At 59.1% G+C, this 21,975-nt stretch carries 19 protein-coding genes and 1 pseudogene; 9 read left to right on the forward strand and 11 right to left on the reverse strand.

Annotated features, from left to right (window positions below):
- Positions 1-19: 19 nt before the first annotated feature.
- A complete protein-coding gene (locus J2W17_RS15200; RefSeq protein ID WP_307335246.1) occupies positions 20-676 on the forward strand; it encodes a hypothetical protein in 657 nt (218 codons plus the stop codon).
- Between the two features lie 10 nt (positions 677-686).
- Here the strand turns inward: J2W17_RS15200 and J2W17_RS15205 are convergent, their stop codons facing one another.
- On the reverse strand, positions 687-1,109 hold the full coding sequence (locus J2W17_RS15205; RefSeq protein ID WP_307335248.1) for an HD domain-containing protein: 423 nt from the start codon (positions 1,107-1,109) through the stop codon (positions 687-689).
- A 374-nt stretch (positions 1,110-1,483) separates the two neighbouring features.
- Here J2W17_RS15205 and J2W17_RS15210 point away from each other — a divergent pair, with 374 nt between their 5' ends.
- The 4 genes and pseudogenes from J2W17_RS15210 to J2W17_RS31135 form a co-directional block, all read left to right on the forward strand.
- On the forward strand, positions 1,484-1,702 hold the full coding sequence (locus J2W17_RS15210) for a PLD nuclease N-terminal domain-containing protein (RefSeq protein ID WP_307335251.1): 219 nt from the start codon (positions 1,484-1,486) through the stop codon (positions 1,700-1,702).
- A gap of 607 nt (positions 1,703-2,309) precedes the next feature.
- A complete protein-coding gene (locus J2W17_RS15215) occupies positions 2,310-2,603 on the forward strand; it encodes a fructose-bisphosphate aldolase (protein ID WP_307335254.1) in 294 nt (97 codons plus the stop codon).
- A 159-nt stretch (positions 2,604-2,762) separates the two neighbouring features.
- Entirely contained in the window at positions 2,763-3,053 is a 291-nt protein-coding gene (locus J2W17_RS15220) for a type II toxin-antitoxin system RelE/ParE family toxin (RefSeq protein ID WP_307335845.1), read from the forward strand.
- 1 nt (position 3,054) lies between these two features.
- Positions 3,055-3,429, forward strand: a pseudogene (locus J2W17_RS31135) (addiction module antidote protein); the annotation flags it as partial.
- 220 nt (positions 3,430-3,649) lie between these two features.
- Here J2W17_RS31135 and J2W17_RS15230 read toward each other — a convergent pair.
- From J2W17_RS15230 to J2W17_RS15245, 4 genes are all read right to left on the reverse strand, one after another.
- A complete protein-coding gene (locus J2W17_RS15230) occupies positions 3,650-3,796 on the reverse strand; it encodes a hypothetical protein (RefSeq protein ID WP_307335258.1) in 147 nt (48 codons plus the stop codon).
- Between the two features lie 6 nt (positions 3,797-3,802).
- Positions 3,803-8,563, reverse strand: coding sequence for a DUF3320 domain-containing protein (locus J2W17_RS15235; protein ID WP_307335260.1), 4,761 nt, complete (start codon positions 8,561-8,563; stop codon positions 3,803-3,805).
- Between the two features lie 105 nt (positions 8,564-8,668).
- Positions 8,669-9,217, reverse strand: coding sequence for a cupin domain-containing protein (locus tag J2W17_RS15240; RefSeq protein WP_007895886.1), 549 nt, complete (start codon positions 9,215-9,217; stop codon positions 8,669-8,671).
- Between the two features lie 174 nt (positions 9,218-9,391).
- Positions 9,392-10,261, reverse strand: a complete 870-nt coding sequence (locus J2W17_RS15245) for a LysR family transcriptional regulator (protein ID WP_307335276.1) — start codon at positions 10,259-10,261, stop codon at positions 9,392-9,394.
- 99 nt (positions 10,262-10,360) lie between these two features.
- On the opposite strand from J2W17_RS15245, the gene J2W17_RS15250 reads away from it, so the two are divergent.
- Complete coding sequence (locus J2W17_RS15250) at positions 10,361-11,293, forward strand: DMT family transporter (RefSeq protein WP_307335279.1); 933 nt, start codon at positions 10,361-10,363, stop codon at positions 11,291-11,293.
- A gap of 65 nt (positions 11,294-11,358) precedes the next feature.
- Here J2W17_RS15250 and J2W17_RS15255 read toward each other — a convergent pair whose 3' ends face one another.
- The 5 genes from J2W17_RS15255 to J2W17_RS15275 all read right to left on the reverse strand — a co-directional run bounded on the left by J2W17_RS15255 (position 11,359) and on the right by J2W17_RS15275 (position 16,134).
- Positions 11,359-12,288: a ZIP family metal transporter gene (locus J2W17_RS15255; RefSeq protein ID WP_307335282.1), complete on the reverse strand. Its 930-nt coding sequence runs from the start codon at positions 12,286-12,288 to the stop codon at positions 11,359-11,361.
- An 8-nt stretch (positions 12,289-12,296) separates the two neighbouring features.
- Positions 12,297-12,458, reverse strand: coding sequence for a hypothetical protein (locus J2W17_RS15260; protein ID WP_307335284.1), 162 nt, complete (start codon positions 12,456-12,458; stop codon positions 12,297-12,299).
- A gap of 70 nt (positions 12,459-12,528) precedes the next feature.
- On the reverse strand, positions 12,529-13,413 hold the full coding sequence (locus J2W17_RS15265) for a manganese catalase family protein (protein WP_307335286.1): 885 nt from the start codon (positions 13,411-13,413) through the stop codon (positions 12,529-12,531).
- Positions 13,414-13,771: 358 nt separating this feature from the next.
- Entirely contained in the window at positions 13,772-15,010 is a 1,239-nt protein-coding gene (locus tag J2W17_RS15270; protein ID WP_307335288.1) for a saccharopine dehydrogenase family protein, read from the reverse strand.
- Positions 15,011-15,036: 26 nt separating this feature from the next.
- Positions 15,037-16,134 carry a carboxynorspermidine decarboxylase gene (locus tag J2W17_RS15275; protein ID WP_307335291.1) on the reverse strand — a complete coding sequence of 366 codons (1,098 nt, stop codon included), beginning with the start codon at positions 16,132-16,134 and terminating at the stop codon, positions 15,037-15,039.
- 236 nt (positions 16,135-16,370) lie between these two features.
- Between J2W17_RS15275 and J2W17_RS15280 the strand changes: the two genes are divergently transcribed.
- From J2W17_RS15280 to J2W17_RS15290, 3 genes are all read left to right on the forward strand, one after another.
- On the forward strand, positions 16,371-18,110 hold the full coding sequence (locus tag J2W17_RS15280) for a dipeptidase (protein WP_307335293.1): 1,740 nt from the start codon (positions 16,371-16,373) through the stop codon (positions 18,108-18,110).
- Between the two features lie 629 nt (positions 18,111-18,739).
- Positions 18,740-19,945, forward strand: coding sequence for an acyl-CoA dehydrogenase family protein (locus J2W17_RS15285; protein WP_307335295.1), 1,206 nt, complete (start codon positions 18,740-18,742; stop codon positions 19,943-19,945).
- 8 nt (positions 19,946-19,953) lie between these two features.
- On the forward strand, positions 19,954-21,057 hold the full coding sequence (locus J2W17_RS15290; RefSeq protein ID WP_307335297.1) for a sigma-54 interaction domain-containing protein: 1,104 nt from the start codon (positions 19,954-19,956) through the stop codon (positions 21,055-21,057).
- Positions 21,058-21,120: 63 nt separating this feature from the next.
- Here the strand turns inward: J2W17_RS15290 and J2W17_RS15295 are convergent, their stop codons facing one another.
- Positions 21,121-21,891: an ABC transporter ATP-binding protein gene (locus J2W17_RS15295; protein ID WP_307335300.1), complete on the reverse strand. Its 771-nt coding sequence runs from the start codon at positions 21,889-21,891 to the stop codon at positions 21,121-21,123.
- Positions 21,892-21,975: the final 84 nt, after the last annotated feature.

Below are 21,975 nucleotides of genomic sequence, written 5' to 3' on the forward strand. Positions count from 1 at the left end.
CGGCAGGGATCCTCGAGGCGTGTCAGATTTCGACCTCAAAGTGTTCGTGAGTACCACTCTTGCAGTTGGCAGGCTATCGGGGAGCGGGTCGAAGCAGAAAGCAGAATGGATGCGTCACCATAAGTGGCGGTCATTTGCAAAAATGGACATTATCGTGCCCAAGCCTGCCGAACCGCGCCGAACCCTCCTATGGAGTCAAACTGTGAAAAGGATTTTTTTTGCTGCTCTCGCGTTGACCATGTTCGCGCTGGCAAGCCCGGTGTCGGCTGAAACACCCTCTCTTGATGCCGCTCGCACGCTCGTCGCCAAGGCACACATAGGCAGGAATCTCCCGGCCCTCGCACTATTGGCAGCGCAGAGAACGGTCACCTACGCGATGATCGCTTCAAAGCTGGGAAGCTCCGGAGCAAGCAGTGCCATAGCTGAGCAAATCAACGCATTGCTGCCGAAGTATCAGCCTGACTGGGACGAGAATCTTGCGCACGCCTATGGAAAGTCATTCTCTGCAAAGGAGTTGTCCTCGCTCGCGGCTGAAGGTACCTCATCGAAATACATGGGCAAAGTAAAGGCACAGCAAGCCGCTATCGGTGGCGATATGCAGGCGAGGTCAAAACCCATCCTGATTGCTCTGGTCACCGAGGCGCTAATGGCGACTCTGGCCAAGCACGCCTTGTAATTGCGTGACGTTACGAGCGCAATACGCCAATCGCCCGCCGATACTTTTCAATACGCTCCAGATCGTCCCAGGACGGCTGGGCAATCCGAGATAAATCGCTGTTCTCTTCAAGGTCCGCCAGTTTGACAACGCGGCCAATCGGGTTCAGCGCCGCGCGTTCGACGAATGCCTCATAGGACTCGCCCGGTACTTTGGTCACCGACGCGATAGCCTCCAGCACCGTTTCGCTGAAGCCTTCCTGGCGCAGGTCATCCAGGCTGATGCCGCAGTCTTCGACCACGTCATGCAGCACCGCAACGATGCGTTCTTCGAGGGTGTTGACCCGCAACATGACCCTCAGCGGATGCAGGATGTAAGGTGATCCGCCTTTGTCGACTTGCCCTTCATGGGCGTTGGCAGCGATGGCAATGGCGCGTTCCAGTGTTTGAGTCATCTCGCGGTTCCCCGGTTTGAATGAAGCTGAGGTCGTTTGACCCTTTCCCGACTTGATCAGTTTGACTGCAAATCCCCTGTAGGAGCGAGCTTGCTCGCGAAAAACCCAAGAACGCCGCGCGGCGTCAGGTTCGAAAAACACACCATCGACTACGTGCCGCCCGAAGATCGCCATGGCAAGACCCGCAGGCCAACTCGATCTAACTACCCCCCCCTGCGAGCCTCCTCGCGAAGAGGCCCTGTCAGCCAGAAATGATTCACCTGACAGCCCCATCGCGAGCAACCCCGCTTACGCCTCACCCACAAAACCTCAAAATTTAATGAACCCTGCTCACCCTCACCCACCTAACGCAAAGACTATCTGGAGGGTGACCAATGCAAATCGAAACAATCTGGATCGTGCTGACAGCAATTCTTTTGCTGATCGAGCTATGGGCAATCAACAAAGTCCGCAAAGCCGAAGGCAAATCGAGCAACAAACTCTTGTGGATCGTGTTTATCGTGTTTGTGCCGCTGTTCGGGGTGCTGGCGTGGGCATTGGCCGGACCAAAACACACTCAACACAATCCGCATTCACCGCAGGCCAGGCAGTGATGTTGGACGGTCTGCGATAACGGTTTTGGAAACTGCACAATTTCCAAATAACAAAGCCCCGATGATTCGGGGCTTTGTTATTTTTGGCTATCCCGTTCCGCACAGCGCTATTGGAAGCCGCCAAATCTGGATCTTGCCTTCCGAAAATCGTGTAGGAATTTTCCCTTTGTGGCGAGGGGGCTTGCCCTCGTTTGGCAGCGAAGCGGCCCCAAAACTGGCAGCCGATTTCCTAGGACACTCCGCTTCGCGCGGTTTACGCCGACTCCAACGATTCCCCCGCCATTCAGCTGCAATCCACCTTGCCAAAATGCCCGCCCAGGCGTCCTACAGCCCGGTTGTGGGCACCCAAATGGACGCTTATATTCGCCCCGTCGCTGATAGCAACCGGCGATAGGGTTTCGCAGCCCTAATTAGAGATGACTACACCGTCAAATGAGAACTCTGGCAAAATCCGCCCGCGTTTCATTTCATGGCGGTTGTGCGTGGGAGACTTTCGGGTCTGCCGGGTGTAGGTCATCTCTCGGTCTGCGAACCCGCGTACAGCTGCCACCCAATTGTTTCGCAGCGAAAAGGTGGTGCCTCTATTTATCTTCGTAGAGAAATACCTATGACCATGACCAATCCGCCCCGCCGTTTCATCCCGATGGCCCAATTTGCCACCGATTACCCCGTTTTGCTCATCGACAGTGACGCCCCAATCCGCGAACTCCATAACTGCGTCAGCGAACGTCTGAACGCCGTCCTCCCCTACCTCCAGCTCATGGGCTGTACCAACCTCCCCGACTACGCCGAAAACGACATCAACACCGTTGCCAATATCGCCAGGATTTTGCTCCAGGACGTGAGCGATGTGTTTCGAGTGATTGAGCAGCGTGAGTTCGATACCACCAAGGGTCAGTGACCGAATTTCAATTCAAAAACCCGCGCTGACGCGGGTTTTTGTCACCTCATAACTTCTTGCCCCAGGGTTCTGCAGGATTTCATCTCGATCAATTTGCATCGACAAGGAGTAGCCAGTAGGCTACAAAAAGGACTATGATCGAAAAAGAACGAAAATAACATTCACTACACGCCTGAGTTTGATAAATGGCTGAGCAATGTGGCAGACGTCCTAGGAAAGGCGGCAATCTTGAGCCGCTTGGACCGTGCCAAAGAAGGCCATTTCGGAGATTGCGAGGCAGTGGGTAGTGGTATGAGCGAAATGCGTGTTTTTGTGGGTCCTGGATACAGAGTCTACTTCGTGCGCACGGGGACGACCGATTACACGATGCTCACTGGAAGCGATAAAACGGATCAAGCACGAGGCATCAAGCGAGCTAGAAAGATCCTAGATACCTTGAGAGGTAAATGACATGAGTGAAACGACCTTCAATCCCGAGGATATGCCTATCCTCAACCTCGACACCTCTGGGACAAGTCGCTACGAAGCTTCCCATTTTCTCGACAGCCCGGAAATTATGGCGGCTTATATTGCTGAAAGTATGAAGGCCGGTGACACGGCGCTGGTTCATGCACTGGGTGAAGTGGCAAAAGCCAGAGGCGTGAACAAAGTCGCCCAGGACGCTGGTGTCAACCGAGAAAGCCTTTACAAAGTGTTAAAAGGCGGAGCAAAAACGCGGTTTGAAACAATCAGGAAGCTGATGACCGCGATTGGTCTCGAACTAACCGTACGCCCGATAGAGGCGCAAGCCGAGGCTCCAAGTGAGCGCAGACCTGTTACAGGTAAAGCCGCTGCCAAGCCAGTTGCTGCCAAAAGGACGGCCAAAGCTGCAGTAACAAAAGTTGCTGCCAAGCCGGCTGCCAAAGCTCCAGCAGCCAAAGCGGCTGCGAAGCCCGCTCCAGCCAAACCGATTGCCAAATATCATTTAGCCAAACCATTCATAACAAAATCAAACGCTCCATCCGCTACTGATGAGATAGGCCAGGTCTCGAGCAAGGAAAACGTTGCTACAGCGTAAGAATGTTGATGGGCGATTCTCTGTCAGTGGCAATGCGCAAAATAAATGCCCGTATCTCGCAATACAGGCATTTTTGTTCGCCGTCCACCTCAGGTACACCAAGCGTCAGGGTGTTATCAATGGTTTCTTCCGGCATGCCTTATCAGCCACCCACCACCAGCCGCCCCTCTCTCAGCTCCAACCGCCTATCACTGATCAACTGATCAATTCTCTCTTCCAACACCGCTGTCACCTTGGCAGTAGCACGACCAAACCCCAGCAATCTCAAAGCCCCGGAGATCGCATCGTCATGGCTCATGGAAAACCCCGAGACGATGATGTCTATCAAAGCCCGATCGAGTTCTTCAGGCGCGACCCACTCCAACCTACGCTCGGACGACTCCCAATGCGCCCGGCTGCGGATGACGACGGGGCGGTTATCGGCCAAATGAAGAAACTCGCCCCGACGCACGAAGTGCCTTTGTTTAATACCGATACCAATGGCTTGTTCAACAGCGGCCGTGATCCTCGAGCCTTGCCGTGTCACCCCGAACGCATCCATGAGGCGTCGGGTGACCTCGACCGAATGCACCGGAGATTCGACATCAACCACTGTTCGGATCAGCTGCAGCAGGTGTTCCGGTTGATGTTGATGCAATTCCAGCTGGTTGGTTACCGCAGCGAGTCGTGCTTTCTCATAGGGCGCACTGGCGAGCGGCTCGACTTCATCAACCGTTTCATCGCGGAGAATTTCATGCGGGGGCTCGACCGAGGTCTCTGCAACCGGGACGTTACGACGGTTGGCTATACGTTCGCGCGCCGCTTCGATCGCCGCCACCGTGCGGCTGATTTCCTGCTCGGGATTACGGAACCAATCGGTGCTCCAGATACGATGGAAATTCCAGCCCAGTCCCTCCAGCACGCCTTGGCGCAACCGATCGCGATCACGTGCAGAGCGCGAGCTGTGGTAGGCCGCGCCATCGCATTCAACGGCCAGCACGTAACGGCCCGGGAACTCCGGGTCTTTCACGGCGAGGTCAATGAAGTAACCGGCGGTGCCGACTTGGGGCTCTATCTGGTAGTCGAGATCACGCAAGGCCCGGATAACCTGGTCCTCAAAAGGTGAGTCTGGAGCCTTGCCGGTTTCTTTGGCGACTTCCAGTTCGCCCGTTTCCGCGTACTTGAGGAAGTTTTTCAAGGCCCGTACGCCGTGCTTCGCAGTGGCATCAATGTCCAGCTCATCACCGCGGAAGTTACTGAACACGCGCATCGCCAACTTGGCCCGCGTGATCAAAACGTTGAGTCGACGATGCCCGCCATCTTTATTGAGCGGGCCAAATTCACGGGCGATACGACCGGATTCATTTCGGCCGTAACCAATGCTGATGAAGATCACGTCGCGCTCATCACCCTGGATGTTTTCGAGGTTTTTTACGAAGAATGGTTCGCTGCCCTGCGCGGTGAAAAACACTTCGGCCTGGGGTGTCTTACGCCGCAATAACTCGACCTCGACACTGATCAAATCACGCTGAGGGACACTGAATGCAGCCACCCCCAAGGAAAGCTCCGGTGTCTCCAACGCATGCTTCATCACCGCTTGGGCGACCGCCTTGGCTTCTTCCTTGTTGGTGCGAGTGCGACCACGGTCATACAGCGCGTGGGGCAGATAATCGAAACTCACGCCCTTGGCGTGCAGATGCTGTCCAGCAGAGGGAAACACCACCAGCTTGCTGTCGTAGAACTCGACGTTGGAGACCGCAATCAGTGATTCGTGCCGGCTGCGGTAGTGCCAGCGCAGGTAACGTTCCTGGCTACCCGCCGCCTTGAACAGACTGAGGATGCTTTCGATGTCTGCGGTGGCGTCGTTCTCGTCGTCGGGGGCGATGTCGCGACTGAACAGATCGCTGGGCGGCATCTGCCGTGTATCGCCCACGACCACCACTTGCTTGCCGCGCAATATCGCACCAAACGCATCGACGGCCTTGACTTGAGAAGCTTCGTCGAACACCACGACGTCGAACTCCAGCTTGCCTGGAGGCAAAAAGTTGGCGATCGACATGGGGCTCATCATGAATACCGGCTTGATTTGCTGAATCGCCCGACCCGCCTTTTCGATCAGCTGGCGAATCGGAATATGCCGACGCTTCTTGTTCAGCTCTGCACGCAGCGTTGCCATTTCACCCGGTTGATTCACATTGGGCATCTGCTCCCATACCTGACGCGCCAACCAGGTTTGAGCATGGTTCAACGACGCAGCATCAAGTGCCTTGAACCTGGCGATCTGATGCTCGTGCTTGATGCGGTCAAATTGCTGTAGCGCCGGTTTTTCTGCGTAGGCCTTTTGCACAAGCCCCGAATACCAGGAAAAGTCGAAGATGGCGGGCAGCTGATCCGGCGTTTCGCTGCTCAGGGCAATGTTCAGCAGTTCGCCCAGTTGTGCCTGGTGCATTTCGTCCGCCAGCACATTGAGACGCGCCATCTGGTAAAGCGCGCTCAGGCTGGCCTGCCATAGCTGCAAGCGCGCGCCCAGGGCAGACAACTCCAGGTTGCGCAGCGTTTGCGCATTGTTCTGCATACCGATGACTTCCAGGCCAGCCAGCAATGCCTGGTCAAGGCCGGCGAGATGGGCCTCGATCTCACTGACCGTTTCCCCAAGCCCGCTGGTGTCCGTGTGTCCGGCGAGAAACGCAATGATCCCGTCGGGTAAGTGGCCATTACCGAGGTCTTCGTAAAGCTGGGCTACCCAGGTGCTAACGCGGTCGAGTGCCGCCCAGTCGGACTGCTGACGCTGCCATTGCGCACCGAACAGGGCAGTTCCCAGCCCCTCGTGCTGGTCATAAACCTTCCGGCTTTGTTGGTAGGTCAGAACCGAATCGACCATACCGAGTCGTTCGGCATTGCTGCCTGGCAGCACACCCTGGGCAAGCCCTTGCAAACGAGCCTTTGAAGCGCGATAGCGCCCCGAAAACACCTTCCACCATTTGTCACCGTAGGCCAGCAGATTCTGCCGGACTTCCAACAGATCCTGCTCCCACGCCGCCTCGATCAACAGGGCGCCATGCTTGGCTTTGCACAGGCTCATGCGCTGGCCCGCATCCAGCAATTCACCAATGGCATCGCGGCGTAGCTGCCAGTCGCCCGTATTCAGCTCTACGCCGTGCAAACCAGGCGCTTCGGCCGCCCGCCTTGCGCCGCGGCAGATGACAGCTACGTCGGCGAGCGTGACGGGCTGAGTCAGTAGCAGTCGAGTCGACAGCGCATTGGCGGCGGCTTCCAAAGCGGCCAAGTGCGCACTTGCCTGCTGCAATGCCTCGCTGGCAGTGTCCTTTTCAATGGGGGAGAAGAACGTTCGTTTGCTTCCCCAGAACGGATTTTGGTCCGCACGGCCCATGTCCTTGAGATGAAGCGTCAGTACTTCAACCAGTTCGCGGCGTTTCAGCTGATCAGCCTGGGTCCACGATGCCATGGGCGCGAACGCAATCGCCGGTAACTCGCCGTAGCTGTGCTTGAGTTTGAGGTATCGCCCCAGCACCTCGACAAAGTTCATCCCGCTGGCCCCCACCGGCGCACTCACTGCAACGCAATACCGGTTCAGCTGACCTTGCAGTTCCGCCAGGTTGGCCAGATCGTCTTCGCCCACCTTGGTCAGTGGCCGGCCTTGTTCAAGTGTACGTCCGAGCTCTTTGAGCACCGACGTTTTAGTCGACTTGTGGCTGTGCAATTCAAGCACTGCATCACCCAGATGGCATTCATCGAGTCGACGCTTGACCACTTCGAGGGCGGCCATCTTTTCGGCCACGAACAACACCGTTTTTTTCTGGGCAATCAGTTCCGCGATGATGTTGGTGATGGTCTGCGACTTGCCGGTACCCGGTGGCCCCTGGATAACCAGGTTGGCGCCCTCGCGCACTTCGAGGATCGCTTCGGTCTGGCTACTGTCGGCATCTTTGACGAATCGCACTTCCCCCGGCTGGAGCACCGAATCGATGTTCACATCCTCGGCATAGGCGGGATGCTGGTCACCGAAGCCTGCCCCAAGGAGCCGGGTGATGACCGGATGGGCGTCGGGCTGCTGGTCTTGCGGCCAGCTCTTCGGATCCAGGTCCTTGAACATCAGGAACTTGCCGAAGGAAAAGAACCCGAGGGCAGCTTCGTTTGTTGAAACTTTCCAGCGCGATTGCTTGCTGATCAGCTCCGTGACTTCGGCGTAAAAACTGTCGAGACTGCCTTCCGCAGCATCGAAGCGATCTTCACTGAATTCGCAGGCCGCAAGGTCGAGGCCAAAATCGGTCTTGAGCTTGGCGATCAACGACAAATTAGGCATCAACTCGTCGCCGGAGTACCTCAGCTTGAACGCGTCCTTGGCCCCGCTGCGTTCAAGGGTCACCGGCAGTAACATCAAGGGAGCCTTGCGAAGGGTTTCTGAGTTGTCGGCTTCGTACCAATGAAGAAAGCCCAACGCCAGGAACAGCGTGTTGACGCCCTGCTCCTCGACGAAGGCTCGCGCCTCACTGTGAATCTTCAACAACTGCAGGAACAAGCGCTCCTCATCCAGTGCTGTCTGCAGGCGCGCGTCCGTATGCCGACGCGCTCGACCCGACTCGTCCAGTTCATCGTCGACAAAACCTGATTCGCCTAGACCATCGAGCTCTTGCAACAACAACTCATCGGTCGCTGCATCCTGCGCGTCTTCACCATCGACCTGGAGGGGTTTCGCCAAGGCCGCCAATGTCTGGCGCGCCATTGGCGCAAAGCTCATGGCCTTGCCTTGCCGATAAAGCAGGTGGAACACCAACTCTGACAGCTCATCGACCACAGCCAATGTCTTGGCTGACGCGCGGAAGTTAAGCATGGTGTTGCGAAGGCCGATGTCGAGCAGTTCCTTGCGGCTACCCTGCAGTTTTTGACTAATCCCTGAACTCATGTGGACTCTCTTGAAACGTGGTAAAGGCTGGAAACGATGGAAAACACGTTCAAAATTTTCAGAACTCTGCATCCACAACAGGGAAACACTGACGTACTTTATTCATTAGAAGTTTGCGGGCGTATTCGCACTAATGATCTCCGCCTCATCCGCCCCGATATTGCGAAACCGATGCGGCAGTGTCGTCGGAAAGTAATACCCATCCCCGGCATTCAACACACTGATCTGCCCATCAACCGTCAGCTCGACAGTCCCACGCGTAACCAGCCCACACTCCTCCCCTTCAGAATGCACAATCGGCTCTTCCCCCGAGCTCGCCCCAGGCGCGTACTGCTCGCGCAACAAGCGCATCTGCCGGCTCGGCACCGAGGCGCCAATCAGCAGCAACCGCAGCCCATGACGGCCCAGGTCCGGCTGTTCATTAGCCCGAAATACGTACTGATGCTCACGCGGCGGTTGATCGAAGGTGAAGAAGTCCGCCAGGGACATCGGTATGCCTTCGAGCAGTTTCTTCAGTGAGCTGACGGAGGGGCTGACGCGATTCTGTTCGATCAGGGAGATGGTGGCATTGGTGACGCCGCTGCGCCGGGCCAGCTCGCGCTGGGAGAGTTTGTAGCTTTCGCGTACTAGTTTGAGTCGTGAGCCCGTGTCCATGACAGCCTTATGCGAATAATACTTAAGGGTTATGGGGGTGGATGGCGGGCGACTTTTGGCCGCGAAGGTACCGCTTCCCTGTCCCGGAAATGTGAAAGGCGGGTATTAAATCACGTTTGGGGGTGTTGCTGTAGGCGCAAGGTTGGTTGCGAATGGCTGCGCAAAAAAAGCCCGTCAAAGCTCAAAGCCGTGCCCGATCAATCCTGCCACCACCTCACCCGCTTCACTCAATTTTCCCGGGGCGAGCATCAGTCGCAGTTCATGCACCGGCAGCTCCGGCAAGCCGTCTGCCGTGGTCAGTATGCGCATGCCTGGCCGCACTTGGGCGCGGTCGGCGATGCCGACGGCCAGGCCGGCTTCGATCGCCGTTTCCAGTGCCGTGACCCCGGCGCTCATGATGACCACCCGCCAGCGCCGGCCCAGCCGGGTAAGCCCGTCGACCGCCACGCTTCGATACGGGCAGCCCTTGCCATGCAAGGCAAGGGGCACCGGCCTGGCGAGGTCCAGCCGATAGTCGTGGGCGGCGACCCAGACGGGCTGGGTGATGCCCAGGGTCTTGATGCAGCGCGCATCGGCTGCAATCACGTCAGCCGCCTCCACCAGCAACGCCAGATCCAGTTGGCCGCGCTGCAGGCGGGTGTTCAGGCGGCCGCTGGAACCGGTTTCGACTTCCAGTTCAATGTGAGGAAAGTCCGCGCTCAGGTGCGGCAGCGTACAGCCCAGGACCGCGCCCGCGTACTCCTCGGAAATGCCCAGCCTGACCCGGCCGCTGGCCACCGGTGTGCTGAAGCTGGCGAGCATGCGGTCGTGCAACAACAGCAGCTCGGCGCTTTGCAGGGCGAAGCGGCGACCCAGGGGCGTCAGGTTGACGGTCTGGTTGTCACGCTCCAGCAAGCGCCCCCCCGCCAGGGCTTCCAGGCGCCGCACATGCAAGCTGACCGCCGACGGGCTTTTGTTCAAAAAGCTCGAGGCCGCCAGGAATTGCCCGAAGCGCACGATGGCGTGAAAGGTGCGCAGCAGCTCAATATCGATGGTCTCGGTCATGGTTCAATTATCCTGCATTACTGGTACTGATCGTATCGTTTGATTGCATCACACCTTCATTCTTACCATCGAACCGAGCCCATTGTCAGGTGCCATTCGATGAACGTCATACACACTCGCTTATCACTGGTGACCAGCGGCCTGCTTCTGGTGGCCATGGTCGTCAGCTGGAGTTCCGGTTTCATCGGCTACCGGTATGTAGCCGACCAGGGCAGCGTCTACCTGGCCACGCTATGGCGTTTCATCCTGGCGGCCGTCGTGCTGCTGCCGTTCGCGTGGAAGGGTCTGCATGCCTTGCGCGGCCGCGATCTGGTGCATCAAGGGCTGCTGGGGCTGTTCGCCATCGGCGGCTATATCGGGCCGATCGCCGCCTCCATTCAGTTGGGTGTAGCGCCAGGCACTGCCTCACTGATCGCCAATCTGTTGCCGCTGACGATTGTAGTGTTGGCCGGCAGCGTACCCGGGCAGCGCACCCGCGGATGGCAGTGGTTGGGATTGGCGCTGTGTCTGAGCGGCATGCTGGTGGCCAGCGCGGCCAGTGTCGAATGGGACGCCACTGACCTCTGGGTTCATAGCTTGCCAGTGCTGGCAGTCCTGTCCCTGGCGGCGGCGACGCTGTACCAGAAGGCACTGCCCGGTGCGTCGATGTCCGCCCTCACTGCGCTGTTCATTCAGGTCTGTGCCGTGATCCCGGTATTTGCCGTGCTGGCGGGCCTTGAAGGTGAAATAAGGCCGCCGATGAGGACAGGCTTTGCAGTGGGCGTGGTGTGGCTGGTGATCTTTGCGACTTTAGGTGGCTACGGATTTTACTGGCTGTGCCTGCAGCGGTTCAGCATCCAGCGCATCAGTGGCGTGCTGTTCCTGACACCACCGGTGACCATGATCTGGGCATGGCTGCAGTTCGGCGATCCGCTGGTCGGCAGTGCCATGGTGGGTGTGGTGTTGACGCTTTTGGGAGTGCCGTTGTTGGGGATGAACCATGTCGACACACCTTGTGCCGATAAGGCTGGCCGGCACGTCCGCTCCTCGTAATGAACAATGGTCATGGCGGCGAGACAAGTCAGTCCGTTGATATCGGGGCTGAAGATGTCCAGCCACTAGCCCAACGCCGTATCCAAAAACATCATCACCCCAAACCCCAGCATCAAGCCCAACGTGGCCGGCGTTTCATGTCCGTTGCGGTGTGTCTCCGGAATCACTTCATGGGAGACCACAAAGATCATCGCCCCCGCCGCCAGCCCCAAGGCGATCGGATACCCCAGGGCAAAGCCGGAAGACACCCCGAGGCCGATCACCGCGCCCAAGGGTTCCATCAGGCCGGAACCGATCGCCACCAGCGCCGCACGCAGTGCCGAGATGCCGGTCACCCGTAGCGCCAGGGCGATGGCGAGACCTTCGGGGATGTCCTGCAGCGCGATGGCGGTGGTCAGTGGCAGCCCCACGGTCATGTCGCCGTCGGCGAAGCTGACGCCGATGGCCATGCCTTCGGGCAGGTTGTGCAGGGTAATGGCGAGGACGAACAACCAGACCCGGTTGATCCGTTGCACCTCGGGCCCTTTCCTGCCGATCTTCTGGTGTTCATGGGGCACAAAGCGATCCAGCCCGACCATCAGCGCTGCACCCAAGCCCATCCCGAACACGACAACGGCGGCAGCCGCCATCTGGTTGCCCGTGATGGATTGCGCGGCGTCGATGCCGGGCAGGATCAGTGAGAAGGAACTGGCGGCCAGCATCATCCCCGCGGCAAAGCCGAGCATCATGTCCTGGGTGCGCACCGCCACTTCACGCAGCACCAGGGCCAACACGGCGCCCAAGGCTGTCGCGGCGAAACCGGCAGTACCGCCCAGCATTGCGTAATGCAGAATCTTCGGGTCGGCCCCGATCAGCGCGCTGTAGCCGCTGAACAGCAACAGGAAGGTGACGATGGTCAGGATCAACCAGAAGCTGGCGCCCTGCCACCCGCTGCTGCGAGCCAGTTCAAGCCATGAGCGCGATGCATTTGCACCCGACGACGCTGGATCTGCCATACAACCTCCTATCGACTGTTCGCCCGCTTGCGGCTCGCCCCGGAAGTGGCCGGCAGCAACTGCCTGGAGATGCGCTGTGCATCTCGCTCGAAGGCCCGCGCGGTGGCATTGAACAAACCGGACAGGTCCAGGTTGTTATCCCCGGAGCCCCTGTTGAAATTCGAAGCCATATCATTCACCCCGTATTTATCTTAGTAACAGAAAAACACCGCACGCCTCAACAGCGTGCGGTGAACCACGTCATGCTTCCTGCTTCAACTGCACACCCGCACCAAGGTCGGCGCCCGTCAGCGGATCGCTGCCGGGGTCGGACATCGTGCGCGCCTTCATGTCCATCAGCAGCGCTTCGTCCTCGGCGCTGAGTTCGACACTGGCGGTGCCATCGCCGCCATCGACCGCTGGCATCGGTTCTTCCACGTACTCCCAATCTTCACCCTGGTTCCACGGCCCGCGCGTGCTCTCTTCACCCTGGGACATGTTGAAGTAGACGTTGGTGAACTCCGGCATTCCGGGCAGCTTGCCTTGGGGGAAGTTTGGCTGGATCGAATGCAAGGCTTTTTCGAAGGACAGTTGATGGGCGATCTCGCGGGTCATGAGAAACCCCAGGGCTTCCTTCACGCCAGGATCATCGGTGACGTTCATCAAGCGCTCGTAGACGATTTTCGCCCGCGCTTCGGCCGCAATGTTGGAGCGCATGTCTGCCGTGGGCTCGCCGATGGTGTCGACATAGGCGGCCGACCACGGCACGCCGGCGGAGTTGGTGAGGGGCGCACCGGCGCCGTACAACAGGCTGGTGATGTGCGAGTCGTTACCGGCGCCGTTGATTGCGCGATACAGCTCGCCCTCTTCTTCCACGCCTTCGGCCATCTGGCCTTTGGCGCCCTTGTTGAGCATCACGATGATCGACCCGACGATCTCGAGGTGGCTGAGTTCTTCGGTGGCAATGTCCATCAGCAGATCCTTTCTTCCCGGATCGTCTTCGGCCAGTGCCTGGGTGAAGTATCTGGACGCCGCTGCCAGTTCGCCTTGTGCCCCGCCGAATTGCTCGAGCAGCAGGTTGGCCAATCCAGGGTTGGGTTGCGCGACACGCACGGTGTATTGCAGTCGTTTGTTATGTAGAAACATGACAAATCTCCTCAGGTCTAAAGGCGTCGCTACTCATCCGGTATCAACCGAATGCGCCGCCCACAGTCATCTGAAGCGCTGGCCCGTTTGAAAATTTTAAAAAGATTTTTGAGACGCGACAGGCGGTATTGAACAGCGGCCGAGGCTGGAAAATCCCGCCAGTCGTCGGCAGTACGCCCCGCGAATACAAACTTCCAGGGGTCCGTCGAGATCTATATCGCACAAGGCAAGCCCGTGCCGCGAGCTGATCCATAAGGATGTCAGCGGCTCAGCAAATCAGAGGTTCTTGCAGGGGGGGATGAACAAATCAGCAAGGTGCACCTGCCCTGGCGCACCTCGTGTCGGGGGGTGTCAGGCGTTACAGCTCCAGGGGACGATCGCCATGCTCGTCCTTGATGCGGGTCGGCAGGCCCATCACGTCCAGCGCCTTGAGGAACGGCTCGGCCGGCAGCTCTTCAACGTTGGCCATACGCTGCACATCCCACTCGCCGCGGGCGACCAGCAGGGCTGCTGCCACCGGTGGCACGCCAGCGGTATAGGAAATGCCCTGGCTGTCGGTTTCGGCGTAGGCGTCTTCATGGTCGGCCACGTTGTAGATGAACACCTCGCGCGGCTGGCCATCCTTGGTGCCCTTGACCAGATCGCCGATGCAGGTCTTGCCGGTGTAGCCCGGCGCCAGCGAGCCCGGATCAGGCAGCACGGCCTTGACCACTTTCAGCGGCACCACTTCCAGTCCTTCGGCGGTCTTGACCGGTTGCTCGGACAGCAAGCCAAGGTTGCGCAGAACCGTGAACACATTGATGTAGTGCTCGCCGAAGCTCATCCAGAAACGCACGTTGGGCACGTCGAGGTTTTTCGACAGCGAGTGCACTTCGTCGTGACCGGTCAGGTACAGGTTCTGCTCCCCTACCACCGGCAAGTCATCGGTGCGTTTGACTTCGAACATGGTGTTGCTGGTCCACTGGCTGTCCTGCCAGCTCCACACCTGCCCGGTGAACTCACGGAAGTTGATTTCCGGGTCGAAATTGGTGGCGAAATACTTGCCATGGGAACCGGCATTGACGTCGAGAATGTCGATCGAATCAATGCGGTCGAAATACTGTTGTTGCGCCAGCGCCGCATAGGCGTTGACCACACCCGGGTCGAAGCCCACACCGAGAATGGCGGTGATGTTCTTCTGTTTGCATTCCTCCAGGTGGTTCCACTCGTAGTTGCCATACCAGGGCGGCGTCTCGCAGACCTTGCCCGGTTCTTCGTGGATGGCGGTGTCCAGGTAGGCCACGCCGGTATCGATGCACGCACGCAGCACCGACATGTTGAGGAACGCGGAGCCGACGTTGATGACAATCTGCGAACCGGTGTCGCGGATCAGCGCCTTGGTCGCTTCCACGTCCAGGGCGTTCAGCTCGAAGGCCTGGATGTCGGCGGGCACCTTGAGGCTGCCCTTGGCGTTGACGCTGTCGATGATGGCCTGGCATTTGGAGATGTTGCGCGACGCGATAGCAATACGACCGAGTTCATCGTTGTGCTGCGCGCACTTGTGGGCCACCACCTTGGCGACACCTCCTGCACCAATGATAAGTACGTTCTTCTTCAATTTATCTAACTCTCCTCTGCGCCAGCTTACGAAAGGCTGGACATGTAGTCGTTGTAACCAAATTCGCGAATCACCTCGATACTACCGTCGAGTTGTTTCACTACGATGGACGGCATTTTCAAGCCATTGAACCAGTTCTTCTTGACCATGGTGTAACCCGCTGCATCGACGAACGACAGCCGATCGCCGATGGCCAGCGGCCGAGCAAATTGATACTCGCCGAAAATGTCGCCGGCCAGGCAGGATTTGCCGCACACCATGTAGGTGTGCTCGCCGTCGCTTGGCGCCAACTTGGCGTTGAGGCGATAGATCAGCAGATCGAGCATGTGCGCTTCGATGGAGCTGTCCACGACCGCCAGGTGCTTGCCGTTGTAGAGGGTGTCGAGCACGGTGACTTCCAGCGACGCACTCTGGGTGATGGCGGCTTCGCCCGGCTCCAGGTACACCTGCACGCCGTACTTCTGCGAGAAGCCCTTGAGGCGCGCGCAGAACTCGTCCAGCGCGTAGCCTTCACCGGTGAAGTGAATGCCGCCACCGAGGCTGACCCACTCGACTTTGTGCAGCAGATGACCGAAGCGTTCTTCGATGGTGCACAGCATCTGGTCGAACAGGCCGAAGTCGCCGTTCTCGCAGTTGTTGTGGAACATGAAACCGGAGATCTGCCCGATGACCTGCTCGATCTTCACCGGATCCCATTCACCCAGGCGGCTAAACGGACGCGCCGGGTCGGCCAGCAGGTAATCGGAGCTGCTCACCTGAGGATTGACCCGCAGCCCGCGGACCTTGCCCGCCGACGCTTCGGTGTAGCGCTGCAGTTGGCCAATGGAGTTGAAGATGATCTTGTCGCAGTTCTCGAGCATCTCCTCGATCTCGTCGTCGGCCCAGGCCACGCTGTAGGCATGGGTCTCGCCGGCGAACTTCTGACGACCAAGCTTGAGTTCGTAGAGCGACGACGACGTGGTGCCGTCCATGTACTGCTGCATCAGGTCGAACACCGACCAGGTGGCGAAGCACTTGAGCGCCAGCAGGGCCTTGGCCCCGGACTGTTCGCGCACATAGGCGATCTTCTGCATGTTCGCCAGCAGCTTCTGTTTATCGATGAGGTAGTACGGCGTTTTGATCATTTCGAGGCGCCTCCGGCAAGGCCAGCCAAAAAAGGATGCGCATTGTGCCTTCACTTATTCCATATCGAAAGAGCAGAATGCGCAGTTTGCCGATTGTCGGGTGGCGACTACCCGGTTGATTGAATCGAAATTGCAGCCCTTGGTGCCCTTCGAACTGACGAATGGTGTTAATTTTGGAAATGTTCTGTTACTTCGATCAGACATTTTCCAACCAGCCTGCAAAGGAATGCCCAGCAATGAATTGTTCACTCAAGCACCTGGCCGCCGCCACCCTGATACTCGCCAGCTTTTCGTCGTTTGCCACGCCAGCGTACGCCCACATCACCCCGCAGCAGAGCGCGGCGATCCTCAAGACCTTCGGTGACGCACCGGTCACGGATTTCAGGCAGTTCCTGGGAGGCCTGGCCAAGAGCGATCTGGCCAAAACCGACAACCTCGACGCGGCCATCAACGCCTTCCTTGGCAACAAGGCCCTTGCCCCCGAACAGCAGAACGACATCCATCGTCTGCTGGGCATTTATGCACGGGTGAAATACGGCAACGCTGCCAACGAGACCCTGCGCGAACTGGTGGCCATCCCGACTTTCCGCGTGGACGGCGTGGCCCAGCACGACAACCCCGAGTTCATCAAGATCGCCGACAAGCTCAAGGGCCTCGCCCAGGCGTTCAACCTGACCTTTCGCAACGTCGACAATCGTGTCTATGAGATCACCCTCGAGGGCAATGGCGACGAAGTCGTGGGTATTCACGCGCATGCAGATGTGGTGCCCGTGACCCCGGAAAACTGGGTGCTCAAAGACGGCACCAAGCTCGATCCGTTCAAAGTCACCCTGGTGGGCGAGCGCATGTACGGTCGCGGTACCGAGGATGACAAGAACGGCATCGTCGTCGCGCTGTACGCGATGAAGGTCATCAAGGAAGAGAAGCTGCCGCTGGCCAGGAACTTCAAGCTGCTGGTGGACACCACCGAGGAAACCACCGGCGACGCGATCCCCTACTACTTTGAACGCAATCCCACACCCAACTACAACCTGGCACTCGATGGCAGCTATCCGGTGGTGATCGCCGAGAAAGGCTATGGCACTGTCATGGCAAGCTTTACCCGGCGGGCCGCAGAGGGCAAAGGCGCCGAAATCATTGCAATGACGGGTGGGCTGGCCACCAACCAGATTCCGTCGACCTCGGTCGCCACCCTGGTGACCGACAAACCCGCCGAGCTGGCCGCCAGCCTGCAGAAGGCCGGTGCCGATTATGCCCAGCGCAATGGCGGCAACTTTGAGGTGTCCACCAAGGTCGTCGGCCAGGACGTGCAGCTGACGGTCACCGGCGTTTCCGCCCACTCCTCTGAACCCGAATCCGGCGTCAACCCGGTGGCCAGGATGCTGGACTTGATCAACAGCCTCGACGGCAAGGTTGCGCTCAAGCACAACCACATCACCGATGCCGCGCGCTACGCCGCCGACAACTGGGGCCTGGATTACCTGGGCGGCAAATTGGGCGTGGGCTTTTCCGATGCCTTCATGGGGCCGCTGACAGCTTCCCTGACTTTTGTCGGGATGGATGAAAAAGCCTTCAAGCTCGCGGTCAACCTGCGGGTGCCAAAGGGCAAGTCCCCGCAAGTGCTCAAGACCGAGATTGCCGACAAGCTGGACGCCTGGAGCAAGAAGTCCGGTATTGCGCCGGCCTTCGACTATTCGATCGCCGAGCCGATGTACCGCAACCCCGAGGGTGAATGGGTCAAGGCGCTGCTGGCCGTGGCCAGCGAAAACCTGGGCATGGAACACCAGTACGGCACCTCCGCCGGCGCGACCTCGGTCCATGACCTGCCCAATGGCGTGCAGTTCGGCCTGGCCAGGCCCGAGCTGAAGTACACCGGCCACACCGACAACGAGTTCAAGACGGTCGACCAGTTCCTGCTGGACCTGCAGATCGTGACCGAGATGCTGGGGCGTATCGGGCAGTTGCCGAAGCTCTGATCCTCTTCCGGACCCGCCGCCCTGGCGGGTCTTTCTTCCAGCGGCGGCGCTTACTGCCCACCTCGAGCCGGCCTGGCGAAGGCGTCTGCATGGGCGCTGCATGGCTTGAGGCCGTCTTCGCTGGCAAGCCAGCTCCTACGGGGATCAGTTGTGTATCGATGAATTGGGCTCGGCGCCATACCCCCTGTAGGAGCCGGCTTGCCGGCGAAGGCGTCCGCATGGGCGCTGCATGACTTGAGGCAGCCTTCGCTGGCAAGCCAGCTCCTACAGGGATCAGCTGTGTACCGATGAATTGGGCTCGGCGCCAACCCCATGTAGGAGCCGGCTTGCCGGCGAAGGCGTCTGTATGGCGCTGCATGGCTTTAGGCCGTCTTCGCTAGCAAGCCGGCCCCCCCCTCCAATCCGACATCGCCCTAAGCTAATAACCAAACGTTATTTATTAGTTATTTTTTAGATCATTTACATTCTACTCACTGATTAAGCAGTGTTGCCCGACAAACAGCAGCGCCATTGTTGATCACGCAACAGTCACTCAACAGTTAACGGCCCGGACAACACCAGCCGACACCGAGCACCGCTTAACTTATTGTTTTTTATATATATTAATTCATGGAACAACTTTTGCTCTGATGGCTGCACATCCCGCAACCCAAACAGGAACAGACCCCATGAGCGAAAACCCGCTGCAGGTCGCCAGGACGCTCGCCACCGAATTTTCCCGAACCGCCGCCGAACGCGATCAACTGGGCGGCACGCCGAAAGCCGAGCGTGACGAGCTGCGCCGTAGCGGTCTGCTGGCCCTGAAAATTGACCGGCAATACGGTGGCCTGGGCGCCAGCTGGAGCGACACGCTGGAAGTGGTACGCGAGTTCGCCCGGGTTGACAGCTCGATCGCCCATGTATTCGGCTTCCAGCATTTGATGCTGGCCACGGTGCGCCTGTTTTCCCGGCCTGAGCAATGGCAGCCCTGGTTCGAACAGACCGCGCGCAACAATTGGTTCTGGGGCAACGCGCTTAACCCGCTGGACACCCGCACCCTGTCGAAAAAATTCGCCGGCTGGCGCGAGTTTTCCGGGCGCAAGAGTTTCTGCTCAGGTTCCGCCGACTCGGAAATGTTGATCGCCTCGGCGCTGGACGAATCCACCCGTGGCAAACTGTTGATCGCCGCCATTCCCAGTCACCGCACCGGCATCACCCTGCACGGCGACTGGGACAATATCGGCCAACGGCAGACCGACAGCGGCAGCGCCACCTTCGAGCGGGTCCGGGTGGAAGAGAACGAATTGCTGCTCGATCCCGGCCCGCTGAGCACGCCTTTTGCCTGTCTGCGCCCGCTGATCGCCCAGCTGACCTTCGTCAATATCTTCCTCGGTATCGCCGAGGGAGCGTTCGAAGAAGCCCGCAATTACACCCTCAAGGAAGCGCGTCCCTGGTTCAAGGCTGACGTCAGCCAGGCCAATCAGGATCCTTATGTCCTGCGCCATTACGGCGAATTCTGGGTCGGACTGGAAAGCGTGCGCCTGCTCACAGAGCGCGCCAACGCCATGCTCGACAACGCCTGGAGCAAGGAGCACCGGCTTGGTGCCGAGGAGCGTGGCCAACTGGCCTTGGCCATTGCCACCGCCAAGGTCGCGGCCACCCGCACCGGCCTGGACCTGACCAGCAGTCTGTTCGAAGTGACCGGCGCCCGCGCCACCCATGCCGCGCTGCGCCTTGATCGCCACTGGCGCAACCTGCGCACCCAGACCCTTCACGATCCCGTGGACTACAAGCTCCATGAACTGGGTGACTGGGCGCTCAACTCGGCGCTGCCCACCCCGTCCTTTTATTCATAGGTCCGACCATGCAACTACTCACGCTGCCGCCCTCACCTGCCCTGGCCACCTCGATCCGCGCCACCGCGCAAGTCTTCGAAGATCCGAAATCACAGGCGCTGCTGGCGCACCTGCAACAGGTCGCGCCCAGTGATGCCAGCGTGTTGATCATCGGCGAAACCGGCACCGGCAAGGAGCTGGTGGCGCGCCACCTGCACAACCTGAGCGCCCGTCGAAACAGGCCGTTTATCGCAGTCAACTGCGGGGCCTTTTCCGAAAGCCTGGTGGAGGCCGAACTGTTCGGCCACGAAAAAGGCGCCTTCACCGGCGCCCTGAGCGCCAAGGCCGGCTGGTTCGAAGAAGCCAACGGTGGCACGCTGTTCCTCGACGAGATCGGCGACCTGCCGATGCCGATCCAGGTCAAGTTGCTGCGGGTGCTGCAGGAGCGTGAAGTGGTTCGCCTGGGGTCACGCAAAAGCATCCCCATCGATGTGAGGGTCCTGGCTGCGACCAACGTGCAGCTGGAAAAAGCCATCAACGCCGGGCACTTTCGCGAGGACCTGTATTACCGGCTGAACGTGGTCAGCCTGGAACTCAGCCCGTTGCGCGAGCGGCCAGGGGACATCCTGCCGCTGATCCGCCACTTCATCGCCGAGTACAGTCACCGGCTGGGCTATGGCGACGTGGTGCTGGATGCCGAAGCCCAACGCAAACTGGTGAACTATGCATGGCCGGGCAATATTCGCGAGCTGGAAAACGTCATTCACCACACCCTGCTGATCTGCAGTAACAATCTGATCCGCGTCCAGGACTTGCACCTGTCCAAACTGCGGATCGAACGCCAGGAAGCCAGTCACACCGTCCAGGACGACAGTGCCGACGCCCGGTTGCAGCAAGCCTTCCTGAAGCTGTTCGAGGAAGAAAGCGGCGCCCTGCATGAGCGGGTCGAAGAAGCACTGCTGCGCGCGGCCTATCGCTTCTGCCATTACAACCAGGTGCACACTGCCAGCCTGCTTGGGCTGAGCCGCAACGTCACCCGCGCCATGCTGATCAAGATCGGTGAGCTGGTGGTCAACAAACGCCGTCCGGCACAAGACGGCCAAGGGGTCAAAGTGGTTAACTTGTCGACTTGAATGGCGATAAATTTCATCCCTGGCTCATTGATCAGCGCCAGGGATGATCAGCCCCATCCACCGTCAAGCCGCAGCTCCCGTACCACCGGTGCCGCCCCCCAGGTAGAAATCCTGGATATCGCTGCGGGCGGCCAACTGCTGCGCCGTGCCTTCGCTGACGACCCGCCCGCTTTCCAGCACGTAGCCGTACCGGGCATAACGCAAGGCCAGGTTGATGTTCTGCTCGGCAATCAAAAAGCTCACGCCATCGCGCTGATTGAGCTGGTGGATGATCTCGAAGATCTCCTCGACAACCTGCGGCGCCAGCCCCATCGAAGGTTCGTCCAGCAGCACCAGTTGTGGCCGGGCCATCAGCGCCCGACCCAGCGCAATCATCTGCTGTTCACCACCCGAGGTGTAGCCGGCCAGGCTTTTGCGCCGCAGCTTGAGTCGCGGAAACTGGCTGTAGATACGTTCCAGGTCTGCCTGGAGTTGCCCACGGGATACCTGACGCGCAAAGGCGCCCGTCAGCAGGTTTTCCTCCACGGTCAGTTGGACAAAGCAATGCCGGCCTTCCAGGACCTGGACCAGTCCGCCGGCCACCAGGCTGTGGGGCGTACGGCGGGTGACATCCTGGCCCCGATACAGAATCCGTCCCTGCACCACCTCGCCCCGCTCGGCCCGCACCAAATTGGAGGCGGCCTTTAACGTGGTGCTTTTGCCGGCACCGTTGGCCCCCAGCAACACCACGATCTGGCCTTGCGGCACCACCAGGGATACCCCGCGCACGGCGAGGATTGCCTGTTCGTAAAGCACTTCAATTGCATCGATCTGCAAGATCGGTACTGGGTTCATGCTGTTCTCTCCAAGGCAGCCTAGCATCCTGTAGGAGCTGGCTTGCCAGCGATGGATTTAAATGAGCCGCGTTAACCCAGGAAA

This window comes from Pseudomonas lini, from assembly GCF_030812475.1.
GTDB classification, from domain to species: Bacteria; Pseudomonadota; Gammaproteobacteria; order Pseudomonadales; family Pseudomonadaceae; genus Aquipseudomonas; species Aquipseudomonas lini_A.